The organism is Sorangium sp. So ce448 (assembly GCF_051520915.1).
Taxonomy (GTDB): domain Bacteria; phylum Myxococcota_A; class Polyangia; order Polyangiales; family Polyangiaceae; genus Sorangium; species Sorangium cellulosum_B.
In genome coordinates this window covers 4,258,466-4,275,971 of record NZ_CP150343.1, presented here as the reverse complement: position 1 = coordinate 4,275,971, position 17,506 = coordinate 4,258,466, and the positions used below count along the sequence as shown (strand labels likewise).

16 protein-coding genes are annotated in these 17,506 nt (G+C 72.2%); 7 read left to right on the top strand and 9 right to left on the bottom strand.

Going from position 1 to position 17,506, the window contains the following annotated elements:
- The first annotated feature begins 21 nt into the window (after positions 1–21).
- The gene (locus WMF45_RS16330) at positions 22–2,118 is read left to right on the top strand and encodes a thrombospondin type 3 repeat-containing protein (protein WP_437717812.1); all 2,097 of its coding nucleotides are present in this window, start codon (positions 22–24) and stop codon (positions 2,116–2,118) included.
- A 19-nt stretch (positions 2,119–2,137) separates the two neighbouring features.
- Here the strand turns inward: WMF45_RS16330 and WMF45_RS16325 are convergent, their stop codons facing one another.
- The 4 genes from WMF45_RS16325 to WMF45_RS16310 all read right to left on the bottom strand — a co-directional run bounded on the left by WMF45_RS16325 (position 2,138) and on the right by WMF45_RS16310 (position 7,348).
- Entirely contained in the window at positions 2,138–2,986 is an 849-nt protein-coding gene (locus WMF45_RS16325) for a hypothetical protein (protein ID WP_437717811.1), read from the bottom strand.
- 752 nt (positions 2,987–3,738) lie between these two features.
- Positions 3,739–4,647: a hypothetical protein gene (locus WMF45_RS16320; RefSeq protein WP_437717810.1), complete on the bottom strand. Its 909-nt coding sequence runs from the start codon at positions 4,645–4,647 to the stop codon at positions 3,739–3,741.
- Positions 4,644–5,738 (bottom strand): PEGA domain-containing protein, encoded by a 1,095-nt coding sequence (locus tag WMF45_RS16315; RefSeq protein ID WP_437717809.1) that lies wholly within the window; start codon positions 5,736–5,738, stop codon positions 4,644–4,646. The genes WMF45_RS16320 and WMF45_RS16315 overlap by 4 nt, the downstream gene beginning before the upstream one ends.
- On the bottom strand, positions 5,735–7,348 hold the full coding sequence (locus WMF45_RS16310) for a protein kinase domain-containing protein (protein WP_437717808.1): 1,614 nt from the start codon (positions 7,346–7,348) through the stop codon (positions 5,735–5,737). Before WMF45_RS16310 ends, WMF45_RS16315 begins: the two co-directional genes overlap by 4 nt.
- 168 nt (positions 7,349–7,516) lie before the next feature.
- Between WMF45_RS16310 and hisB the strand changes: the two genes are divergently transcribed.
- Both hisB and hisH read left to right on the top strand, forming a co-directional pair.
- Positions 7,517–8,104, top strand: a complete 588-nt coding sequence (gene hisB, locus WMF45_RS16305) for an imidazoleglycerol-phosphate dehydratase HisB (protein ID WP_437717807.1) — start codon at positions 7,517–7,519, stop codon at positions 8,102–8,104.
- A gap of 3 nt (positions 8,105–8,107) precedes the next feature.
- On the top strand, positions 8,108–8,785 hold the full coding sequence (gene hisH, locus WMF45_RS16300) for an imidazole glycerol phosphate synthase subunit HisH (protein ID WP_437717806.1): 678 nt from the start codon (positions 8,108–8,110) through the stop codon (positions 8,783–8,785).
- Positions 8,786–8,795: 10 nt separating this feature from the next.
- Here hisH and WMF45_RS16295 read toward each other — a convergent pair whose 3' ends face one another.
- Positions 8,796–9,728: a sensor histidine kinase gene (locus WMF45_RS16295; protein ID WP_437717805.1), complete on the bottom strand. Its 933-nt coding sequence runs from the start codon at positions 9,726–9,728 to the stop codon at positions 8,796–8,798.
- Positions 9,729–10,111: 383 nt separating this feature from the next.
- Here WMF45_RS16295 and WMF45_RS16290 point away from each other — a divergent pair, with 383 nt between their 5' ends.
- On the top strand, positions 10,112–10,588 hold the full coding sequence (locus WMF45_RS16290) for a pyridoxamine 5'-phosphate oxidase family protein (protein WP_437717804.1): 477 nt from the start codon (positions 10,112–10,114) through the stop codon (positions 10,586–10,588).
- A gap of 72 nt (positions 10,589–10,660) precedes the next feature.
- On the opposite strand, the gene WMF45_RS16285 is transcribed toward WMF45_RS16290, so the two are convergent.
- The 4 genes from WMF45_RS16285 to WMF45_RS16270 all read right to left on the bottom strand — a co-directional run bounded on the left by WMF45_RS16285 (position 10,661) and on the right by WMF45_RS16270 (position 14,093).
- Positions 10,661–11,410: an HAD-IB family phosphatase gene (locus WMF45_RS16285; protein WP_437717803.1), complete on the bottom strand. Its 750-nt coding sequence runs from the start codon at positions 11,408–11,410 to the stop codon at positions 10,661–10,663.
- Positions 11,411–11,499: 89 nt separating this feature from the next.
- Positions 11,500–12,537 carry an aldo/keto reductase gene (locus tag WMF45_RS16280; RefSeq protein WP_437717802.1) on the bottom strand — a complete coding sequence of 346 codons (1,038 nt, stop codon included), beginning with the start codon at positions 12,535–12,537 and terminating at the stop codon, positions 11,500–11,502.
- 135 nt (positions 12,538–12,672) lie between these two features.
- The gene (locus WMF45_RS16275; RefSeq protein ID WP_437717801.1) at positions 12,673–13,230 is read right to left on the bottom strand and encodes a non-canonical purine NTP pyrophosphatase; all 558 of its coding nucleotides are present in this window, start codon (positions 13,228–13,230) and stop codon (positions 12,673–12,675) included.
- A 20-nt stretch (positions 13,231–13,250) separates the two neighbouring features.
- Positions 13,251–14,093, bottom strand: a complete 843-nt coding sequence (locus WMF45_RS16270) for an SIR2 family NAD-dependent protein deacylase (RefSeq protein ID WP_437717800.1) — start codon at positions 14,091–14,093, stop codon at positions 13,251–13,253.
- Positions 14,094–14,325: 232 nt separating this feature from the next.
- Between WMF45_RS16270 and WMF45_RS16265 the strand changes: the two genes are divergently transcribed.
- The 3 genes from WMF45_RS16265 (at position 14,326) to WMF45_RS16255 (ending at position 17,463) form a co-directional block, all read left to right on the top strand.
- Entirely contained in the window at positions 14,326–14,709 is a 384-nt protein-coding gene (locus WMF45_RS16265; protein ID WP_437717799.1) for an SUMF1/EgtB/PvdO family nonheme iron enzyme, read from the top strand.
- 107 nt (positions 14,710–14,816) lie between these two features.
- On the top strand, positions 14,817–16,394 hold the full coding sequence (locus tag WMF45_RS16260) for a protein kinase domain-containing protein (protein ID WP_437717798.1): 1,578 nt from the start codon (positions 14,817–14,819) through the stop codon (positions 16,392–16,394).
- A gap of 97 nt (positions 16,395–16,491) precedes the next feature.
- Positions 16,492–17,463: a hypothetical protein gene (locus WMF45_RS16255; protein ID WP_437717797.1), complete on the top strand. Its 972-nt coding sequence runs from the start codon at positions 16,492–16,494 to the stop codon at positions 17,461–17,463.
- The last annotated feature ends 43 nt before the right edge of the window (positions 17,464–17,506 follow it).

Below are 17,506 nucleotides of genomic sequence, written 5' to 3'. Positions count from 1 at the left end.
GTGATGATGAAGCGAACCGTCATGGCCACAGCAGTCGGCGCCGCGCTGGCCCTCGCGGCGGCGCCGCGGAGCGCGGCGGCGCAGTGCGCTGTCACAGGGCCCGTTCAGGCGCTCGTCGATGGTCTCAACTTCCGGTGGGACGTCGGGACGGAGGGGGTGATCAGCGACGGGACCGATGACGCCTTCGACAGCGGCATGCTGCTTCGGGTGGACGGGGTCGCCTTTCCTGCCTCGGCACGGGTGGAGGAGATGGACGGGCGGCAGCTCGTCCACGGGCCGGCGCTGCTCGGCGATCTCGAGGTCACCCGGAAGCTGTACGTGCCGACCGACGAGGGCTGGGCGCGCTTCCTGGAGATCCTCCACAACCCCACCGCCCGAGAGCGGGCAACGGTCGTGCGGATCGAGACGAACGTCGGAGCCGACAGCGCTACCACCATCACGCAGTCGCACACCGGCGATCTGGAGTTCACGCCCGCGGATCGATGGCTCGCCACCGACGACGCCAACGACATGGCGGGAGATCCGAGCCTCTTCTTCAATTTCTACGGGCCTTCCGCGGCGATCGCCCCGAGGAGCGTCGGGATGGCCACCTTCGACTGCGCGGAAACGCAGGGGCCCGCCGTCGAGTTCACCCTGAACCTGCCGCCCGGAGAGACGCGGGTCGTCATGCACTTCGGCGGCCAGCGCGCGAGCCGGGCCGATTCCCACGCGGGTGCGGCCCACCTCGACGCGCTCCCGGCGCCGGCGCTCGCCGGGATGTCGGTGGCCGAGCGGGCCTTCGTCGTCAACTGGGACGTGGACGACGACGGCGACGACGACAGCGTGAAGGACCTCGACGACAACTGCCCGTCCGCGCCGAACCCGGCTCAGGCGGACGCCGACAGCGACGGCGCGGGCGACGTCTGCGATCCCGACGACGACGGCGACGGCGTCCTCGACGGCGACGACAGCTGCCCGCTCACGCCGAACCCCGATCAGTCGGACCTCGAGGGCGACGGCGCGGGCGACGCCTGCGATCCCGACGACGACGGCGACGGCGTGCCCGATGACGTCGACAACTGCCCGTCGGCGCCCAACGCGGGGCAGGAGAACAACAAGGACGAGTCGCCGCCGGACGAGATCGGCGACGCGTGCGACGACGACGACGACAACGACGGTCTGGGTGACGCGGCCGACAACTGCCCGCTCGTCCCCAACCCCGGTCAGGCCGACGCCGACACGGACGGCCGGGGCGACGCGTGCGACCTGAACGCGCTGGACAGGGACGACGACGGCGTGGAGGACGGCGTGGACAACTGCCTCTCCATCCCGAACCCCGAGCAGTCCGATCTCGACCGCGACGGCGAGGGCGACGCGTGCGACGGCGACGACGACGGCGACGGCGCGCCCGACGGCGGCGACAACTGCCCGCTCACGGCGAACCCGAGCCAGAGCGACGGCGACGACGACGGCTACGGCGACCGGTGCGACGACGACGACGACGGCGACGGCGCGCCCGACGCCGACGACAACTGCCCGCTCCTCTCGAACGAAGGGCAGGAGGACGCGAACGGCGACCACGTCGGCGACGCGTGCGACTGCGGCGCGCCGGCGAAGTCCGACGGCGCGCCCTGCGACGACGGCGACCCCTGCACCCGGACCGACGCCTGCGACGGCGGCGTCTGCAAGGGCGCCGATCCGGTCGTGTGCGCGCCCTCCGGGGACGTCTGCACCTCCGCGCGGTGCCACCCGAGGCACGGCGAGTGCGCGCTCTTCCCCAACGAGGGCGCCCGCTGCCCCGGCGGCACCTGCGTGGCCGGCGGCTGCGTGCCCGACGACGCCGGCAGCGGAGGCGGTGGCGCGGGCGGCGAAGACGGTGCGGGCGGCGGCGGCGCGGGCTCGGGCGGTGCCGACGCGGGCTCGGGCGGCGGCGACGCCGGGGCGGGCGGCGGCGGAGGCCACGGCGGCGAGGACGGCTCGGGCGGCGAGGGCGCCACCCCCAGGCCGCTGCGCGGCGACCCCCGGGCGCACGGCAACGGCTGCGGGCTCGCGGCGGGCACTGACGGGGCGGCGGGCTCGGCAGCGGCGTGGCTCGCCGCCGCGGCGCTCCTCGCGCGGTGGCGGCGGCGGCGCGGATGACGCGCACCGCCCGGCTGCGTCACTCCACAGACGGGCTGACGCCGAGCGCGCCCCCGGCGGCGGCGCCCCCCTCCCCCGCTGCCGCCGGCTGGCGAGGCCCCTCGGTGCCGGCGCCCCCGGCCTTGCCGCCGGCGTAGCGCCTGCCGGCTCGCTCGGACGCCTTCAGGACGGGGCCGCGGATCGTCTCGATGGCTTCCGCCGGAGCGCTGGAGATCTCCAGGTTGGAGAGCACCGCGGCGACGACGCGGAGCCATTGATTGCGCGCCGCCAGGATCGTCGCGTTCACGACCGGCGCGGTCTTCTCCTTGGCTGCGAGCGCGTCCCGCCGGTGCTCGATCGTCGAGAGCTCCTTGCCCGACGCGATCCACCGCTGCACGGTGTGGAGCAGCGTCGTCTTGCCCGGCGCCGGGATCGCCTTGAGGAACGCGGCGGTCGAGGGCTCCTCGTCGAGGAGCCGGGCGATCCGCGCCGTGTTGCCCGACTCCGCGGTGGGCGACGCCTTGATGATGGCGAGCCCGGTCGGGAACAGCCTGGCCTGGGCCTGATCACACGCCTCCGCCCCCCCGACGTCCGGCGGCTCCTCCGCCAGACAGTGCTCGCGGTGCGCGTCGATGCCGTACGAGACCGCCTTGGCCAGGTGATCGTGGCGCTCGTCGACCTTCGAGAGCTCGTCGCTCAAGGCCGTCATCCCGGCCGACACGCCCGTCCTGCTCGGGCGAACCGCGAGCACGGCGCCGTGGACCTCGGCCACCTTGTCGTGCAGGCCGGCGATCTCCGGGATCGACAGGAACAGCCGCTTCCGCTGGGCATCCTCGATCCACGGAGCGACGAGGGCGACCATCTCTTCAATCATCAGGTGTTTCAACATGGGACAGACCTCCACGTGGGGGACAGCGCGTCGTGCCAGGGAAGCGCCGGTCTCGTGTCCTGTCGATGACACCCGATTACAGGAGCAACCGCGGAGCGCGCAGCGCGGCCCCAAGGCGCGCCTCGGGGTGACCGACCCGACGTGGCGGCCCTCACCGGCGCCCGTCATGAGCCGAGGCTCACAGGAGCCGGGGGGAAGGCGGCCCCGATCTGGCGCGCAGCGTAATTTTGAAGGGAAGCCCAGATGTGGACCTGGGCACCCCGTTCGCGGCAAGGTCCTGGGAAGATCGCGATCTTGCTGGCACGTCGAGCTCCAGCGCTCGGGCAGATCGCGTTCTGGGCGAGCGCCTGACGACGAGCGTCAGCTCAGATCACGTTCTCGACGGGACACCCGAGTTCGAGCGTCCTCCCAGATCGCGATGTGCCGGAACGCCGGACGACGAGTGTCAGCCCAGGTCACCGCCTTGACGGCATGTCGCTATCGACCGCTTTCCCACATCGCAACCTGTCGGAACGCCAGACGACAAGCGTCCTGTCAGGTCACGCTCTCGACGGCACATCGATATCGACCGATTTCCCAGATCTCGACCTGCCGGAACGCCGGACGGCGAGCGTTCGAGTGGGTGGAGGGGTACTTCGGCCAAGGGTAGGTGCTTTTGAACCGTGAGGTCGCCCAAAGACGCCAAGAAGCGCCAGAAGACGCCAGAATTTTTGTGTTTTTTCTTGGCGTCTTCTGGCGTTCTTTTGGCGTCTTCACGGCTTCGCGGAGCCCGACGCCGACCACGGCCCGCACGTCGGCAGACCCACGGTCTTCTGGACGCACGCGGCCGTCACCGGCGACGTCACGACAGCCGCGATCCTGCCGGCGGCCACCTGATCACAGACGGCGGTCGGCAGCTGGATCCGCCCGTCCTCCGCCACCTGGAAGCCATCGGCGCTGCCGGCGTCGAGCGCCACAAGGCAACGTTCGGCGTCATCGCAGATCCCGTCGCCCGCCGCGGTCTCCAGCGCCACGTTCAGCGGGACCCCGGCCTCGCCCGCGATCGAACACGCAGCGTCGACCTCCGCAGGCGTCGTGCCCTGGAAGCAGGCCGTCACGTCGAAGCAATCGCCGTCGCCGTCGCCGTCGCCGCCGCCATAGACGTCCCCGGGCGCGTAGTCGGGGAGCGCGCCCGCATCGACCTCGCTCGATGCACACGCCCCCGCGACGCAGGTCTGCCCCTCCAAGCAGTGCTTGTTCACCACGCCGCCGCTCCCGTCGCTCTCACCCGAGTCGTCGCAGAGGAAATTGAGCGGCAGCGTCAGCAGCGCGACGCGGTTCTTCGGGATCCTCGTGACCGCCTCGCGCAGGACGCGCGGCGCGCCGAGCTCGTCCCCGAGGAGGGCGCTGACCTTGATCCGGATCGAGTCGCCCCCGCCGCTCGAGGAGTAGAAGCCGATCGTCGCCGGCAAGCGCGCGGCGGCGTCGGACTCGCCGAGCCGCTCGTAGGTCGCCGAGAACCTGGGGGTGCCGCCCTCGAACACCTGCACCTGGAGGGCGCCGAAGTCCTTGGGCATCTCGAGATCCGTCGAGACGGCGAGCATGATCTCGTCCGGCGGAGAGCACCCGCAGGCCGCGACAGCGACGACCGCGGCGAGCGCCGCCCGGGCGACGGCGCTCATCGGCCACCCCCGAAGGGGATCGTGAACTTGGCGCCGCCCTGCCGGGACAGGGAGACCGAGCCAGGCGACGTGCGGCCGTCCACCGGCGGCTCCGGGCCGAAGACCCCCGTGGCGACCAGGACCGCGCCCGCGAGCACCAGCACACCGCCGCCGATCCAGAGCCAGGTCTCGACGTTCCCCTGCTTGGGCTGCGGGACCAGCGTGACCTGCACGCGGCGCGTCTGGTTGTCCTGGATCATCACCTCGGACTGGTGCGTCACCATGCCGGACGCCGTGACGCGGAGCGCGTGGCCGCCGCTCGGCACAGGGCCGTCGTAGCCGCCGCGGCCGACCACGCGACCATCGATGGAGATGACGGCGTCCGGCGCCGCCGCGACGATGAGGCGCCCTTGATGAACCTCTTTCTCCAGCGTGGCCGTGACCGGGACCTCGCCGCCGCCCGTCACCTGCTGGGAGACCTCGACGTCCTTGAAGCCCTTCTTGGTCACCCGGATCTTCCGGGTGCCGACGTCGAGCAGCACGGGCTCGCTCAGCGGCGTCTGGCCGACCTCCTCGCCGTCGACGAAGACCGTCGCCCCCGCCTCGCTGGCCTTCAGATCGAGCCGGCTCACGTAGGCCTTCGTCGCCTCGATGAGCGCAGCGGCGTCCTTGCGATCCTGCTCCCCGAGCTGAGGGCCGGCGTCCCTGAGGAGCTTCTCGACCGTCCCGAGGAGTCGCGCGTAGCGCTTCAGGTTCTTCTGGCAGAGGGCGATGTTCCAGAGCAGCCGCGGGTCGCCGGAGAGCTCGAAGGAACGCTCGAACTTGATGATGGCGTTGCGGTAGTCGCCGTCGTTGAAAAGGATCCGCGCCGCCTCGTACTCGGCCTTGGCCTCGCCCGTGAGCGTCGCGGACAGCGGCCCCTGGACGGCAGACGCGCCCGCGGCAGGCGCCGGCTGCGCCCCCGCAGGCGCCGGCTGCGCCCCCGCGGGCGCCGGCTGCGCTCCCGCGGGCGCGAGGGCCGTCAGCACGGCGCCGCCGAGCGCGACCGCGGCGCCGGCGCGCAGGCTCCGGCTGCTCCACAGCGGGAGCCGTTCGCTTCCTGGCCAACTCATCTGGGCTTACCTTTGTCGTTCAGCACATCGAAGATGCTCCCCGGCTGTGCGGCGGTCGCGGTCGCGGTCGCGCTCGGCGCGGCGGTCGCGGCCGGTGGGGCCGAGGGCGCGGCGGTGGGCTTCGGCCGAGGGCTCGTGGCGACCGGCGTCGCGCTCGACGGCGCCTTCGGCCCGGCGGTCGACAGCGGCGCCGCGGTGGCCACCGGGGACACGATCGCTGACGGCGCCGCGGTCGCCGGCGGCTGCGGCTCCGCTGTCACCTCCGGAGGCGCGACAGGCGGGGGCGGGGCGGGCGTCGCGGGCGCCGAGGGCTCGGCGGAGGCGGTCGCCGACACGGCGGACGGGTCGGCGGGAGGAGCGCCCGCGCCGCCGTGGAACGTGACGAAGCGCAGGATCCCGCCGATCACGACGGCGGCGGCCACCACGGCCAGCGCGAGCACGACGCCGCTCCGCGAGCGCGGCCCGGGCGCGGCGCCCCCGGCCGTCCAGCCAGGCGCGGTGCCCGCCGGGCCGGCGGTGTGGCCGGCCGCGCCGACCCCGCCGCCCGCCGTCGCGCCGGCAGGCGGCGCCGCGCTGTGCCGCGCGGTCGCCGCGGGGACGCCGCTCACGCGGTCCTGCGACGTCTGCCATGCGGGCGGCGTGCTCATGCGCTCGCGCACGGAGCTCGCCCGATCCCGGAAGGAGACCGCGGGGACGAGCCCCAGCGTCCGCTCGATCCGCTCCAGCGAGGCCAGCGCGAGCGGAGGCCCGAAATCGACGATGGCGCCCGCGAGCTCGGCGACCGACTTGAAGCGCTTCGCGACGTCCCTCTCGAGGCAGCGCAGGATCGCCGCCTCGAGGCCCGGCGGCAGGTCGGGCCGGAACGTGGTCGGGGGCGGCGGCGACTCGGTGTTGATCATCAGGATGAGCTCGGACAGCGAGCTCGCGTCGAAGGGGACACGCGCGGTGAGCAGCTGGTAGAGGATGGCGCCGAGCGACCAGATGTCGGCGCGCGCGTCGACCGAGCGCGCCGAGCGCATCTGCTCGGGCGCCATGTAGAGCGGCGAGCCGAGCACCATCGCCGTCTTCGTCAGCCCGAGCTCCGGCTCGGCCCCGGCCGTCGACGGGTCCGCGAGCGCCTTCGAGATGCCGAAGTCGAGCACCTTCACCATGCCGGTGCCGTCCGCCGCGCGCGTGAGGAAGAGGTTCGCCGGCTTGAGATCGCGGTGGATGATGCCGGCCGCGTGCGCCTCGGCGATGGCCTCGCAGGCCTCGAGCACGTAGCTCACGGCCTCCTCCAGATCGAGCGGGCCGCGCTGCCGAAGCGTCTCCTGGAGGTCGCTCCCCTCCAGGTACTCCATCACCATGAACGGCGCGCCCGTCTCGAGCGTCCCGACGTCGAGCACGCGCGCGACGTGCTCGCTCTTCAGGCGCACCGCCGCGCGCGCCTCGCGCACGAAGCGCTCCACCATCTCGTCGTTGGCGCCGGGATGGAGCAGCTTGATGGCGACCCGCTGGTGGAGCTTCTCGTGCAACGCGGCGACGACGACGCCCATGCCCCCTTGCCCGAGGATGCGCTCGACCCGGTATTTTCCCGATAGAATTTGACCTTCGGTGACCGGTGAGCTCACGGACGCTCCCGCGCTGGGGCTGCCTCCAGGGCGCCACCACCGCCACGTTATCCAGGGGGCCACCTTATGCGATCCGGCGCTCGCATCCAAGGCCATTGCCGCGCTACCTGCCACGTCATCGGGATCACGCCGCTTCCCTTGCGGCCGAGGGCGACTACCCTACGCGCCATGCCCCGCATCGCCAGTGTCGAGCGCAAGACGCGCGAGACCGACATCCGCATCGAGATCGATCTCGACGGCCAGGGCCGCTCGGAGATCAAGACGCCGCTCCCCTTCCTCACGCACATGCTCGATCAGATCGCCCGCCACGGCCTGTTCGACCTCACCATCCACGCCGTGGGCGACGTCGAGATCGACGGCCACCACACGACCGAGGACTGCGGCATCACCCTGGGCACGGCCGTGCAGAAGGCGCTCGGCGACAAGGCGGGCATCGCCCGCTACGGCGAGGCGACGCTCCCCATGGATGAGGCGCTCGCGCAGTGCGCGCTGGACCTCTCCGGCAGGCCGTACTTCGTCTGGCGCGTGCCGCTGCCCAAGGCGAAGCTCGGCACCTGGGACGTCGAGCTCGCCCCGGTGTTCTTCGAGGGCTTCGCGCGCGGCGTCGGCGCGAACCTCCACGTCCGCCTCATCGAGGGGGACAACCTGCACCACATCGTCGAGATCTGCTTCAAGTCGTTCGCCAAGGCGCTGATGAAGGCGACCCGGATCGAGCCGCGCGTCGCCGGCATCCCGTCCACCAAGGGGAGCCTCTGAGCCATGCAAGCCATCGCGCTCGTCGATTTCGGGATGGGCAACCTGCGCTCCGTGGAGCGGGCGCTCCTCCAGGCCGCCGAGGACGCCGGCGCGCCGTGCGCGGTGACGCGCACGGGCGACCCGGAGATCATCGGCCGGGCCGACAAGGTGGTGGTGCCCGGCCAGGGCGCCTTCCGCGACTGCGCCGCGGCGCTGCAGAACGGCATCGGCGAGGCGCTGCGCGCGCAGATCCGGAAGGGGACGCATTACCTCGGCATCTGCCTCGGCATGCAGGCGCTCTTCGACGGGAGCGAGGAGGCGGAGGGCGCGCGCGGGCTCGGCGTGTTCCCCGGCACCGTCAAGCGCCTGACCCCACAGCCGAGCGCGGCCGGAGCGGACGCAGCTCCGGGCGAGCCCTGGGTCGGGATCAAGATCCCCCACATGGGCTGGAACCGCATCGCGTTCGCGCGCGAGGTGGCGGGCCCGCTCGCGGTGTTCGCGGGCGAGCGCCCCTTCGTCTACTTCGTCCACAGCTACCACGCCGTCCCGCTCGATCCCGCGCTGGTCGCGGCGACGACGGAGCACGGCCCGCACCGCGTCACCGCCGCGATCGAGCGGGACAACGTCACGGCGACGCAGTTCCACCCCGAGAAGAGCCAGGCCGCCGGCCTGCGCCTGCTCGCCCGCTTCCTGAACGGCTGACCCGCGCGCGTCAGTGCGGGCGGAGCAGGCGCTGGTGCACCTGCTTGACCTGCGCGAGCTTGAGGTGCGCGCCCAGGGGAAGCTCGGGCGCGCGCGCCACACCCGCGCCGCGCCCGCGCCGCGCCCGGCGCGAGGGGGGGATCGGCGAGGAGATCGACGAGGAGCGCCGCGCCGCCCTCACCCGCTGCGGCCGCCGCGGGGCGAGCGGGAGATCGACGATGAACGCCGCGCCGCAGCCGAGTTCGCTCTCGACCCGGATCGCGCCGCCGTGCGCGCGCGCCGCGACGTGCGCGATGTACAGGCCGAGCCCCAGGCCGCCGAAGCGCTCCACCGGGACGGCGCGCTCGAAGCGCGCGAAGATCCGCTCTTGGTCCTCCCGCGCGATCCCCATGCCGTGGTCGCGCACGATGAGCCGCGCCCGCGCGCGCGTCGCGCGCACCTCGATCGAGATCGGCTTGCCCTCGCCGAAGGTGAGCGCGTTCTTGATCAGGTGGAACGCCATGCGCTCGAGCTGGGACCGGTCCCACCAGCCGATCACCGGGCCCTCGGCCGCGACCGAGATGGCGCCGCACGCGGCCGGCCGGTGCGCGACCGCCGTCGCGACCACCTCGCGGATGAGCCCGACGAGATCGACCGGCTCGCGGGTCGGGGCGCCGTGCGCCAGGCCGCCGTGCCTCGCCTGGAACATGTCGTCGCAGAGCCGGGCGAGACGGCCGAGCTGACGATCGAAGACGGCCAGCATCGCCGCCGCCCACGCCGGGGTCTTCTCCGGCTCCTGCTGGCTCATCCGCTTCGTCAGCTGGAGCTGCAGGAGGAGCGAGGTCACGGGCGTCCTGATCTCGTGCGCGGCGAGCACGAGGAAATCTTCCCGGATCCGGGCGGTGTCGTCCCGGATCGGGACAGCGGGGATACGAGGGTCGAAGTCGTCCAAAAACGCGGTCATGGCAGAGCCTGCTGGGCGGAGTTGTGGTGTGCCCCCGCGCCCGCGAAGGCATGGAGTGTGCCGGCCCAGGAGGGCCCGCAGATTGCCACTTCCGGCGGCAGGAGAGCGCCCCATCTGCCGAGCGGACGCGCGTCAAGGCGTCGCATCACGCCGTCCACTGCGCAAAAAACCAGCGGTGGTGAGCCGAGCTGCCTGGGCCATTCTGCAGCGCGCGGCGCATCGGGTCACGCCGGAGCGCCGCCAGGCTGCTGCGGTACACGGGTCAGGGCGCACCCCTGCTTGCGGGCCAGGGTCCGCGGAGCAGCTTTGTCCGCATGCAACACCAGAGTGGAGAGCAACACCGGAGTACGGATCCGGAGGCCAGGGCTCAGATCCGCGGATCCATGAGCGAGCTGCACGCGCTCCTCAGGGAGTTCGACACCGCGATGCTCGTCACGATGACCCCCGAGGGGCTGATGCGGGGGCGGCCGATGGAGATCCAGGAGCCGGCCGAGCTGATGGATTGCGATCTCTGGTTCGTGACGGAGGACGAGGCGGCGAAGACAGGCGAGATCACCCGCGAGCACCAGGTGGCGGTCTGCTGCTACAGGCCGCGGGATCGGGCGTACATCTCGATCTCGGCGCGCGCGACGATCGAGAGGAACGAGGAGAAGATCCGGAGCCTCTGGAAGCCCTCGTGGAAGGCGTGGCTGCCGGCCGGCCCCACCCACCCTCACGCCGCCCTCCTGAAGCTCTACGTCGAGCGCGCCGAGTACTGGGAGCCCGAGGGCGGGCGGCTGCGGGTCCTCTACGAGAAGGCCAAGGCGCTCGTCCAGCGGAGGTCGGCGGAAGACAAGCTGAACCCGCCGAAGCACATCTGAGCCGCGCCTGCGGCGGCGAGCGGGCGTACCCCGAAGCGAGAGGGTCCCTGGGCTGGATGAACCTCGGATGGCTCAGCCAGGTGTCGGCGCAGCGTCGGCCGGGCGCCGCGCGCGCTCCCCGTCAGGGGTGCCGCCCTCGAGCGCCGCGCAGATCTCGGCAAAGCTGTCAAAGGGTGTGCACGGTGTCCCCTCGCGGGAGCAGAGCACGTCGAGGGCGCTGTCCCGCACCGCGAACACGCGATCGCAGCACCGCGCCGCGGGGTAGTCCAGCCGGCCGTCGCCGATGTAGACCGTGGAGGTCTCGCCGGTGGCCGCCTTCAGCTGATCGAGCACGCGGATCTTGAAGTCCTCGCCGGGACCGAGCGGCACCGTCTCCGGCACGGTCACGCGCCAGCGCCCATCGAAGACGGCATCGAAGCAAGAGAACGCGGTGCCCGGCGGCAGGAACTCGCGGATGTAGAACGGCAAGCCGTGGCTGATCACGTGGAAAACCCACGATTGGCGGGCGCACAGGGCCAGGAGATCCTCGAAGCCCGACCGCAGCCCGGCGTGCGGGCGCAGCTCGGCCAGGAGCTCGGCGGCCGGGCGATCCACGTCGGCGTAGCCGCGGCGGAGGAGCTCGAACGGCGTGAGCTCGCCGGAGGTGGCAGGCGCGAGCAGCACCTGCCGCCAGTCATAGCGGAGGTGGGCGTCCCAGATCCGGTTCGTCAGGTCGTCGCGGGTGATGGTCCCGTCGAAGTCGCAAAGAATGAGCACGACCGCTGATTTGCACGCCGCCACGCCGGACGCCACCGCCGTGCTGCGCTGACCGGCCCTCGCCACGGGATCGCCTCCCACGGCGAGGGCGCGGCGCGCGCCCCCGAGCCGGGCCTCCGCAGGATCAGCCGCCGGTCCCGGCCAGGCCGCGACCGTCAGAGCGCGACAGGGAACGGATTGCGCTCGCTGAACCCGGCCTGGTGAAAGTAGGGATAGGGCAGCTTCGCCTTGCTGGCGGCATCCAGCTTCGCGATGTGCTCCGGCGCGAGGTTCCAGCCGACGGCCCCGAGGTTCTGTCGAAGCTGCTCCTCGTTACGAGCGCCGATGATGACGTTCGCGACGCTCGGCCGCTGCAGCAGCCAGTTGAGCGCGATCTGCGGGACGGTCTTGCCCGTCTCCTTCGCCACCGCGTCGAGCGCGTCGACCACACCATAGAGGTACTCGTCGTCGATCTGCGGCCCCCCCTCGACAGACAGCTTGTTCCGGAGCCGGGTGACCTCCGGCAACGGCTGCCCGCGCCGGATCTTCCCCGTGAGCCGCCCCCAGCCCAGCGGGCTCCAGACCACCGCGCCGACCCTCTGATCGAGCGCCAGCGGCATGAGCTCCCACTCGTAGTCGCGCGCCACCAGCGAATAATACGCCTGGTGGGCCACGTACCGAGAGAGACCATATTTCTCCGACACCGCGAGCGACTTCATCAGGTGCCAACCGGAGAAATTCGAGCAGCCCAGGTAGCGGATCTTCCCCGCTCGCACGAGATCGTCCAGCGTGCCGAGCGTCTCCTCGAGCGGCGTGACCGCGTCGAAGCCGTGCAGCTGAAAGAGATCGATATAATCCGTCTGCAGCCGGCGCAGGCTCCCCTCGATCGACCGGATCAGGTGATACCGCGACGAGCCGACGTCGTTGGGGCCCTTGCCGCTCCGGAAGGTCGCCTTCGTGGAGATGATGACCTTGTCGCGCCTGCCCTTGATCGCGTGGCCGAGGATCTCCTCGGCGAGCCCGTCGGAGTAGATGTCGGCCGAATCGAACATGTTCATCCCGGCCTCGAGCGAGACGTCGACCAGCCGAGTCGCCTCGGCCACGTCGCTCGATCCCCACCCCCGGAAGAACTCGTTGGAGCCACCGAACGTCCCCGTCCCGAGGCTCAGCACCGGTACCTTGAACCCTGACCCGCCGAGCTGTCTGAACTCCATGAATCGCCTCCGCGCCAAATGGGGACAACCTCAGCGCGGGGGAGAGGAGCGCCGGACATCAGGCTCTCGCCCCCTTGCCGCGGTCGTGGACGGTTAGGAACTCCAAAGCGATCCGGAAGTCAAGCACCACCGTGATCACAGCCCGAGATCGAACCGGAACGCCCGCAGCGCCTCCGCGCTCGCAGAGCACCGGAGGCGCTCGTCACGAGGCATCTGCCCGAGCGTTCGCGTGTCGCCGGCCGGGATGAACATCGGCTCCCAGTGGATGCCCTCGTCTCCCCGCCGCTCGACGGCGATCTCGCCGAGGACGCTGCCCGTGTAGACACGCAGCGTCCGGCCGTCGCAGTAACACACCTTCTGGACCACGTGCGCTGCGCGCGACTGCCCCGGAGGGATGAGGGAGCAAATCCGGTCCTGCAGCCGCTCCCAGAACGGCATCACGAGCGGGCCCGGGAACCCGTTCAGGTGCTCGATGAAGAGACCGCCGTGCTCGACGAAGAGCGGCACGAGGGAGAGCCGGTAGGCGGCGAGGGCCTCCTCGCGAACGACGGTGTCGAGATCCGAGGAGAGGATCTGGGGCACGTCGAGCCGGAGGACGCGGAGCGGCGTCGGGGCGTCCTTCCATACATACGTCATGTCCGCGATCTTGCGGTGGCTCGACGAGACGAAATAGACCATGATCACCGCCCTCACGCGTCCCCTCACCCGTCCCCTCACCCGTCCAGAGCGTCGAGCAGGTCAACGACGCTCTTCGTCTTGTCGTTCGGGTCGAGCTCGATCACGTCGATGTGCCAGTCCTCGAGCAGCGCCGGCTGGACGAGCCCGGCGCCGAAGGTCGCCCAGTAGCCGCGGCGGTTCGAGGCGCGCCTCGCGAGCTGCGGGCTGCCCTCGATGCGCATCTGCTCCATGCGGTACCAGATGTACCGGATGTCGACGTCGCCGAAGCTGTAGCCGAGGAAGAGGAAGCTGTTGCTGAGCAGATCGGCCCGCAGGCGCTGATCGGGCGCCGCCTCGAGCCGGAGGCGGCTGAAGTACTGCGATTCGGTGAGCACCACCGTCTCGGGCCAGTCGAGGTCTCCATGAAACTTGATGACGTGGCACGCCCCCTGCGCCGGGCACCGCGCGAAGTCGTCGAACCTGGCGAGCGCCACGGCCTCTTTGCCAGCGTCCCGCAGCGCCTCCTCGATGTGGTGCTCGAAGTTGGTCGTGTAGATGGTCGAGAAGTCGCGGCGCGCCAGGGCCTTGTGCTGGCACGAGCTCCTGCGCCGCTCGTCGACCTCGCGCGCGTGGAAGCGCGCGCGCATCTCGGCGATGAAGCTGTCGAGGCCGCCCGCGAACTCGCGGGCGAAGAAGCCGGCGAGCTGCGGGGGCAGGCCGTGCAGCTCGAAGAGCGCTGGCTCGAACCCGAGCGCGGCGCCCATCCACCCCATCAGCTCCTTCCACATCGGCAGCCGGAGCGGGGCAGAGAAGCCCGCGCCCAGAAAGGGAATGAGGCGACCTTCCCGGTACGCCTGCCGGAGCGGGATCGCCGCTTGCTCAAGCGTGAGTACAGCCATCTTCAGCGAGCGATGGTAACTGCCCGACGACCTCGTGCAACCAGCGCCCGCCGGGCCGGAGCGCCTCGCCCCGAGCGGATGTCGGCGCGGAGGTCGGCCGGCGCGCAAGGACAGAAGCCACGATGCCTCAGGACACACGCGGCAGAGCCCGGCGCTGCGGAGGAGGGCGCCGGTCGCACCTCCCTCTCCACGGCGGCAGAGCGGCGTCGAGCGGGCCCTCTCGCGAGGCGAAATGTCAGTAGAATCCCGCGCATGGTCGAGCCCGGAGAGCGCCCCGGAGCCCGACGAGAGCTACGCGGTGTACGGTTGCGGCCTCGATGGAACGTGCGAGATCGCGGACCTCCAGCCGGGCGGGTCGAGGTCGCCGCGGGGAGACGGGCGGTGGGGACACGCGGATCTGGGGGGAAACGTGTGGGAGTGGGTGCTGGATTCGTTCGCGGCGGACGACCCGATCGAGTGCGATGACTGCGCCGTCCTCACCCCCGACACGAACCACATGATCTGGGGCGGGGGCTGGCGCAGCGGGAAGGAGACATTGCTCACCTCCGCCTTCCAGGAGCGCCCGCCGACGGGCCACTTCGCCGGCGTACGGCTGCGGTGCGCACGAGCGCGGTGATGCGCGCGGTCGGACGTCGCAGCGTCGCGGCCGCGGCTCCGCGCAGCGCGCCCCTCGCGGGTCCCTGGATCCTTGACGCGACAGCCGCCGCGCGCGACCCTCCCGCCGTGTCGGGCACGCTCGCGGACGGAACGGTCTTCGCGCACCGCTATCGCGTGGCGCGCCTCCTCGCCGTGGGCGCGATGGGGTCCGTCTACGAGGTTGTGCACATCGAGACGAACCGCCGCCGGGCGCTGAAGGTGATGCACGCGTACCTCTTCCAGAGCGAGGAGATGCGCAGCCGCTTCAAGCGCGAAGCGCAGATCACGGCGGACATCGAGAGCGAGTACATCGTCGACGTCTTCGACGCGGGCATCGACGAGGCGACAGGCATGCCGTTCCTCGTGATGGAGCTGCTCCGCGGCGAGGAGCTCGGCCAGCGCCTCAAGCGCCTCGGCAGGCTGCCTCCCGGCGAGGTCGCGACGTACCTCCAGCAGACCGCGTCGGCCCTCGACCGGACCCACGCGGCGTCCATCATCCACCGGGATCTCAAGCCGGAGAACCTGTTCGTCACCCAGCGGGACGACGGGACGCCCCGCATGAAGATCCTCGACTTCGGCGTGGCGAAGCTGCTCGCCGAGGGCGGGACGGCGGCCGGCATCACGCGGAGCCTCGGGACGCCCATCTACATGGCGCCCGAGCAGTTCCGCACCGACACGAAGCTCACCAGCGCCGTGGACATCTACGCGCTCGGGATGATCGCGTACACGCTGCTCGTGGGGACGCCGTACTGGAGCCCGGAGGCGCTCAGCGCGAACGACGTGATCGCGTTCGCGCTCGTGGCCGTCCACGGGCCGCAGGAGCCGCCGGTCCACCGGGCGATGTCGCAGCGGGTGGTGCTGCCGCAGAGCTTCGATGGCTGGTTCGCTCGGGCCACGGCCGTCGATCCGGCGACGCGGTTCCGCCTCGCGAGCGAGGCGGCGCAGGCGCTCTCCGAGCTGCTCGGCCTCGCCCCGGCCAGCAGCGGGCGTTCACCCCGCCCGACCACGCCGCCCTGGGCCGTGGCGAGCCCCTCGGCGCACGCGCTCACCGCGCCCACGATCACCCCGCTTACCACGCCCGCGATCACCGCGCTCACCACGCCCGCGATCACCGCGCCCGCGATGATGCCGCCGGTGGCGACGAGCGTCGGCCCGATGGGGCCGGAGCACCCGTCTCGCTCCCCGGTCGCGCCCCTCGCGGCGACCATGGAGACGTCGGTGACGTCCGTCCCTTCAGGGAACACCACGCCGATCGCGCCAAGCCGAGCCCCGCTCGTCGCCGCCGCAGTCGTCCTCGGGCTCGGGGTGCTTGGCGCAGGGACCTGGCTCCTGATCCGCGCCGGGGCCCAGGCCGATCCAGCGGTGGCCGCGCCGCCTTCGGCCCCCGCGCCGGACGCCGCCTCGGCGAGCGCCGCCGCGACCGCTGCGCCGACCGCTGCGCCGAGCGCGACGCCGCCGGCAGAGCCGTCCGCGCCGGCGCCCAGCGCCTCCGCGCCGGCGCTCGCCGCGGAGCCCACCCCGCCCGCGACCAGCGCGAGCGCCAGCGCGGGGCCGGCTGCGCGCGGGGCGGCGGGCGCTCCCCCGAAGGTGGCGCCGAGGCCCGCTTCGACCGGGCGAACAGGCGCCGCCTCTCGCCCCAAAGTCCCTTTGCTCGGACGAGATTGAGGCCGATGTCCGCCGCGCTGCCGGTCCGATCCTCGCCGACACCCGTCGACACCTTCGCCTGTGGATGCCCCAGAACATGACACGTCGCCTGCGCCGGATGGCTCCTCTCGCTCTCGTCCTCTGGCCGCTCGCCGCCGCGACGCCCGCCGCGGCGCAGGACAGCGCGGCCGCGGAAGCCCTCTTCAACCGGGGCCTCGCCGAGATGGAAGCGGGCCAGTACGAGACGGGCTGCAACGCGATCGCCGAGAGCCACCGGCTCGAGCCCAAGCCGGGGGCGCTCTTCACGCTGGCCATCTGCGAGTCGAGGTGGGGCCGCGTCGCGAGCGCGTTCGCGCACTTCGGGGAGTACCTTGCGCTCCACGAGCAGCTGACGCCGGAGCAGAAGCGCCGGCAAGGCGAGCGACCCAAGGTCGCCCGGGAGGAGCGCGAGAAGCTGGCCCCGCTCGTGCCGGAGCTCGCGCTCTCCCTCCCGCCCGGAGCCCCCGCGGGGACGGTGGTGAAGCGCGACGGTCGCGCGGTGGACAGCGCCGCGCTGGGCGCGAGCGTGCCGGTGGATCCGGGAGCGCACGTCGTGTCGACGCAGGCGCCGGGAGGGCCTGTCCAGGAGACGCGGATCCACCTCGCTCAAGGCGAGAAGAAGCGCGTCGAGCTGCAGGTGAGCGGCGCCCCGGCGCCGTCCGCCGAGGGCCTTTCAGGCCGGCAGGCGGCCGTGTACGCGGCCGGCGGCGTCGGCGTCGCGGGGCTCGTGCTCGGCGGGGTGACGGGCGCGCTCACGCTCGGCAAGAAGAGCGTCGTCCGCGAGCACTGCGGCAGCGGGATCGGCCTGAGCGACCCGACAGCCTGCGACCAGACGGGCCTGGACGCGGCGGAGAGCGCGAGCACCACCGGGCTCGTGAGCACGATCGGGTTCGGCGTGGGGCTGGCCGGGCTCGGGGCGGCGGCGGTCCTCTACCTGACCGAGCCGAAGCAGAGCGACATGACCGCCGGCGCGACGTCAAGGCGGATCCGCGCAGGCGTGCTCGCGGCAGGCCCGGAGGGGGTCGTGCTCGGGGCGAGCGGGTCGTGGTGACGCGGCGGGGCCGTTCACCTTCGCGACCTTCGCCGCCTCTACC

What these genes read in the sequence shown, in the direction of transcription:
- WMF45_RS16315 (WP_437717809.1), bottom strand. Translation starts at nt 5,738, where the DNA reads ATGAGTTGGCCAGGAAGCGAACGGCTCCCGCTGTGGAGCAGCCGGAGC.
- WMF45_RS16290 (WP_437717804.1), top strand. Translation starts at nt 10,112, where the DNA reads ATGAGCGAGCTGCACGCGCTCCTCAGGGAGTTCGACACCGCGATGCTC.
- WMF45_RS16295 (WP_437717805.1), bottom strand. Translation starts at nt 9,728, where the DNA reads ATGACCGCGTTTTTGGACGACTTCGACCCTCGTATCCCCGCTGTCCCG.
- WMF45_RS16280 (WP_437717802.1), bottom strand. Translation starts at nt 12,537, where the DNA reads ATGGAGTTCAGACAGCTCGGCGGGTCAGGGTTCAAGGTACCGGTGCTG.
- WMF45_RS16320 (WP_437717810.1), bottom strand. Translation starts at nt 4,647, where the DNA reads ATGAGCGCCGTCGCCCGGGCGGCGCTCGCCGCGGTCGTCGCTGTCGCG.
- WMF45_RS16270 (WP_437717800.1), bottom strand. Translation starts at nt 14,093, where the DNA reads ATGGCTGTACTCACGCTTGAGCAAGCGGCGATCCCGCTCCGGCAGGCG.
- WMF45_RS16255 (WP_437717797.1), top strand. Translation starts at nt 16,492, where the DNA reads ATGGCTCCTCTCGCTCTCGTCCTCTGGCCGCTCGCCGCCGCGACGCCC.
- WMF45_RS16265 (WP_437717799.1), top strand. Translation starts at nt 14,326, where the DNA reads ATGTCAGTAGAATCCCGCGCATGGTCGAGCCCGGAGAGCGCCCCGGAG.
- WMF45_RS16325 (WP_437717811.1), bottom strand. Translation starts at nt 2,986, where the DNA reads ATGTTGAAACACCTGATGATTGAAGAGATGGTCGCCCTCGTCGCTCCG.
- hisH (WP_437717806.1), top strand. Translation starts at nt 8,108, where the DNA reads ATGCAAGCCATCGCGCTCGTCGATTTCGGGATGGGCAACCTGCGCTCC.
- WMF45_RS16330 (WP_437717812.1), top strand. Translation starts at nt 22, where the DNA reads ATGGCCACAGCAGTCGGCGCCGCGCTGGCCCTCGCGGCGGCGCCGCGG.
- hisB (WP_437717807.1), top strand. Translation starts at nt 7,517, where the DNA reads ATGCCCCGCATCGCCAGTGTCGAGCGCAAGACGCGCGAGACCGACATC.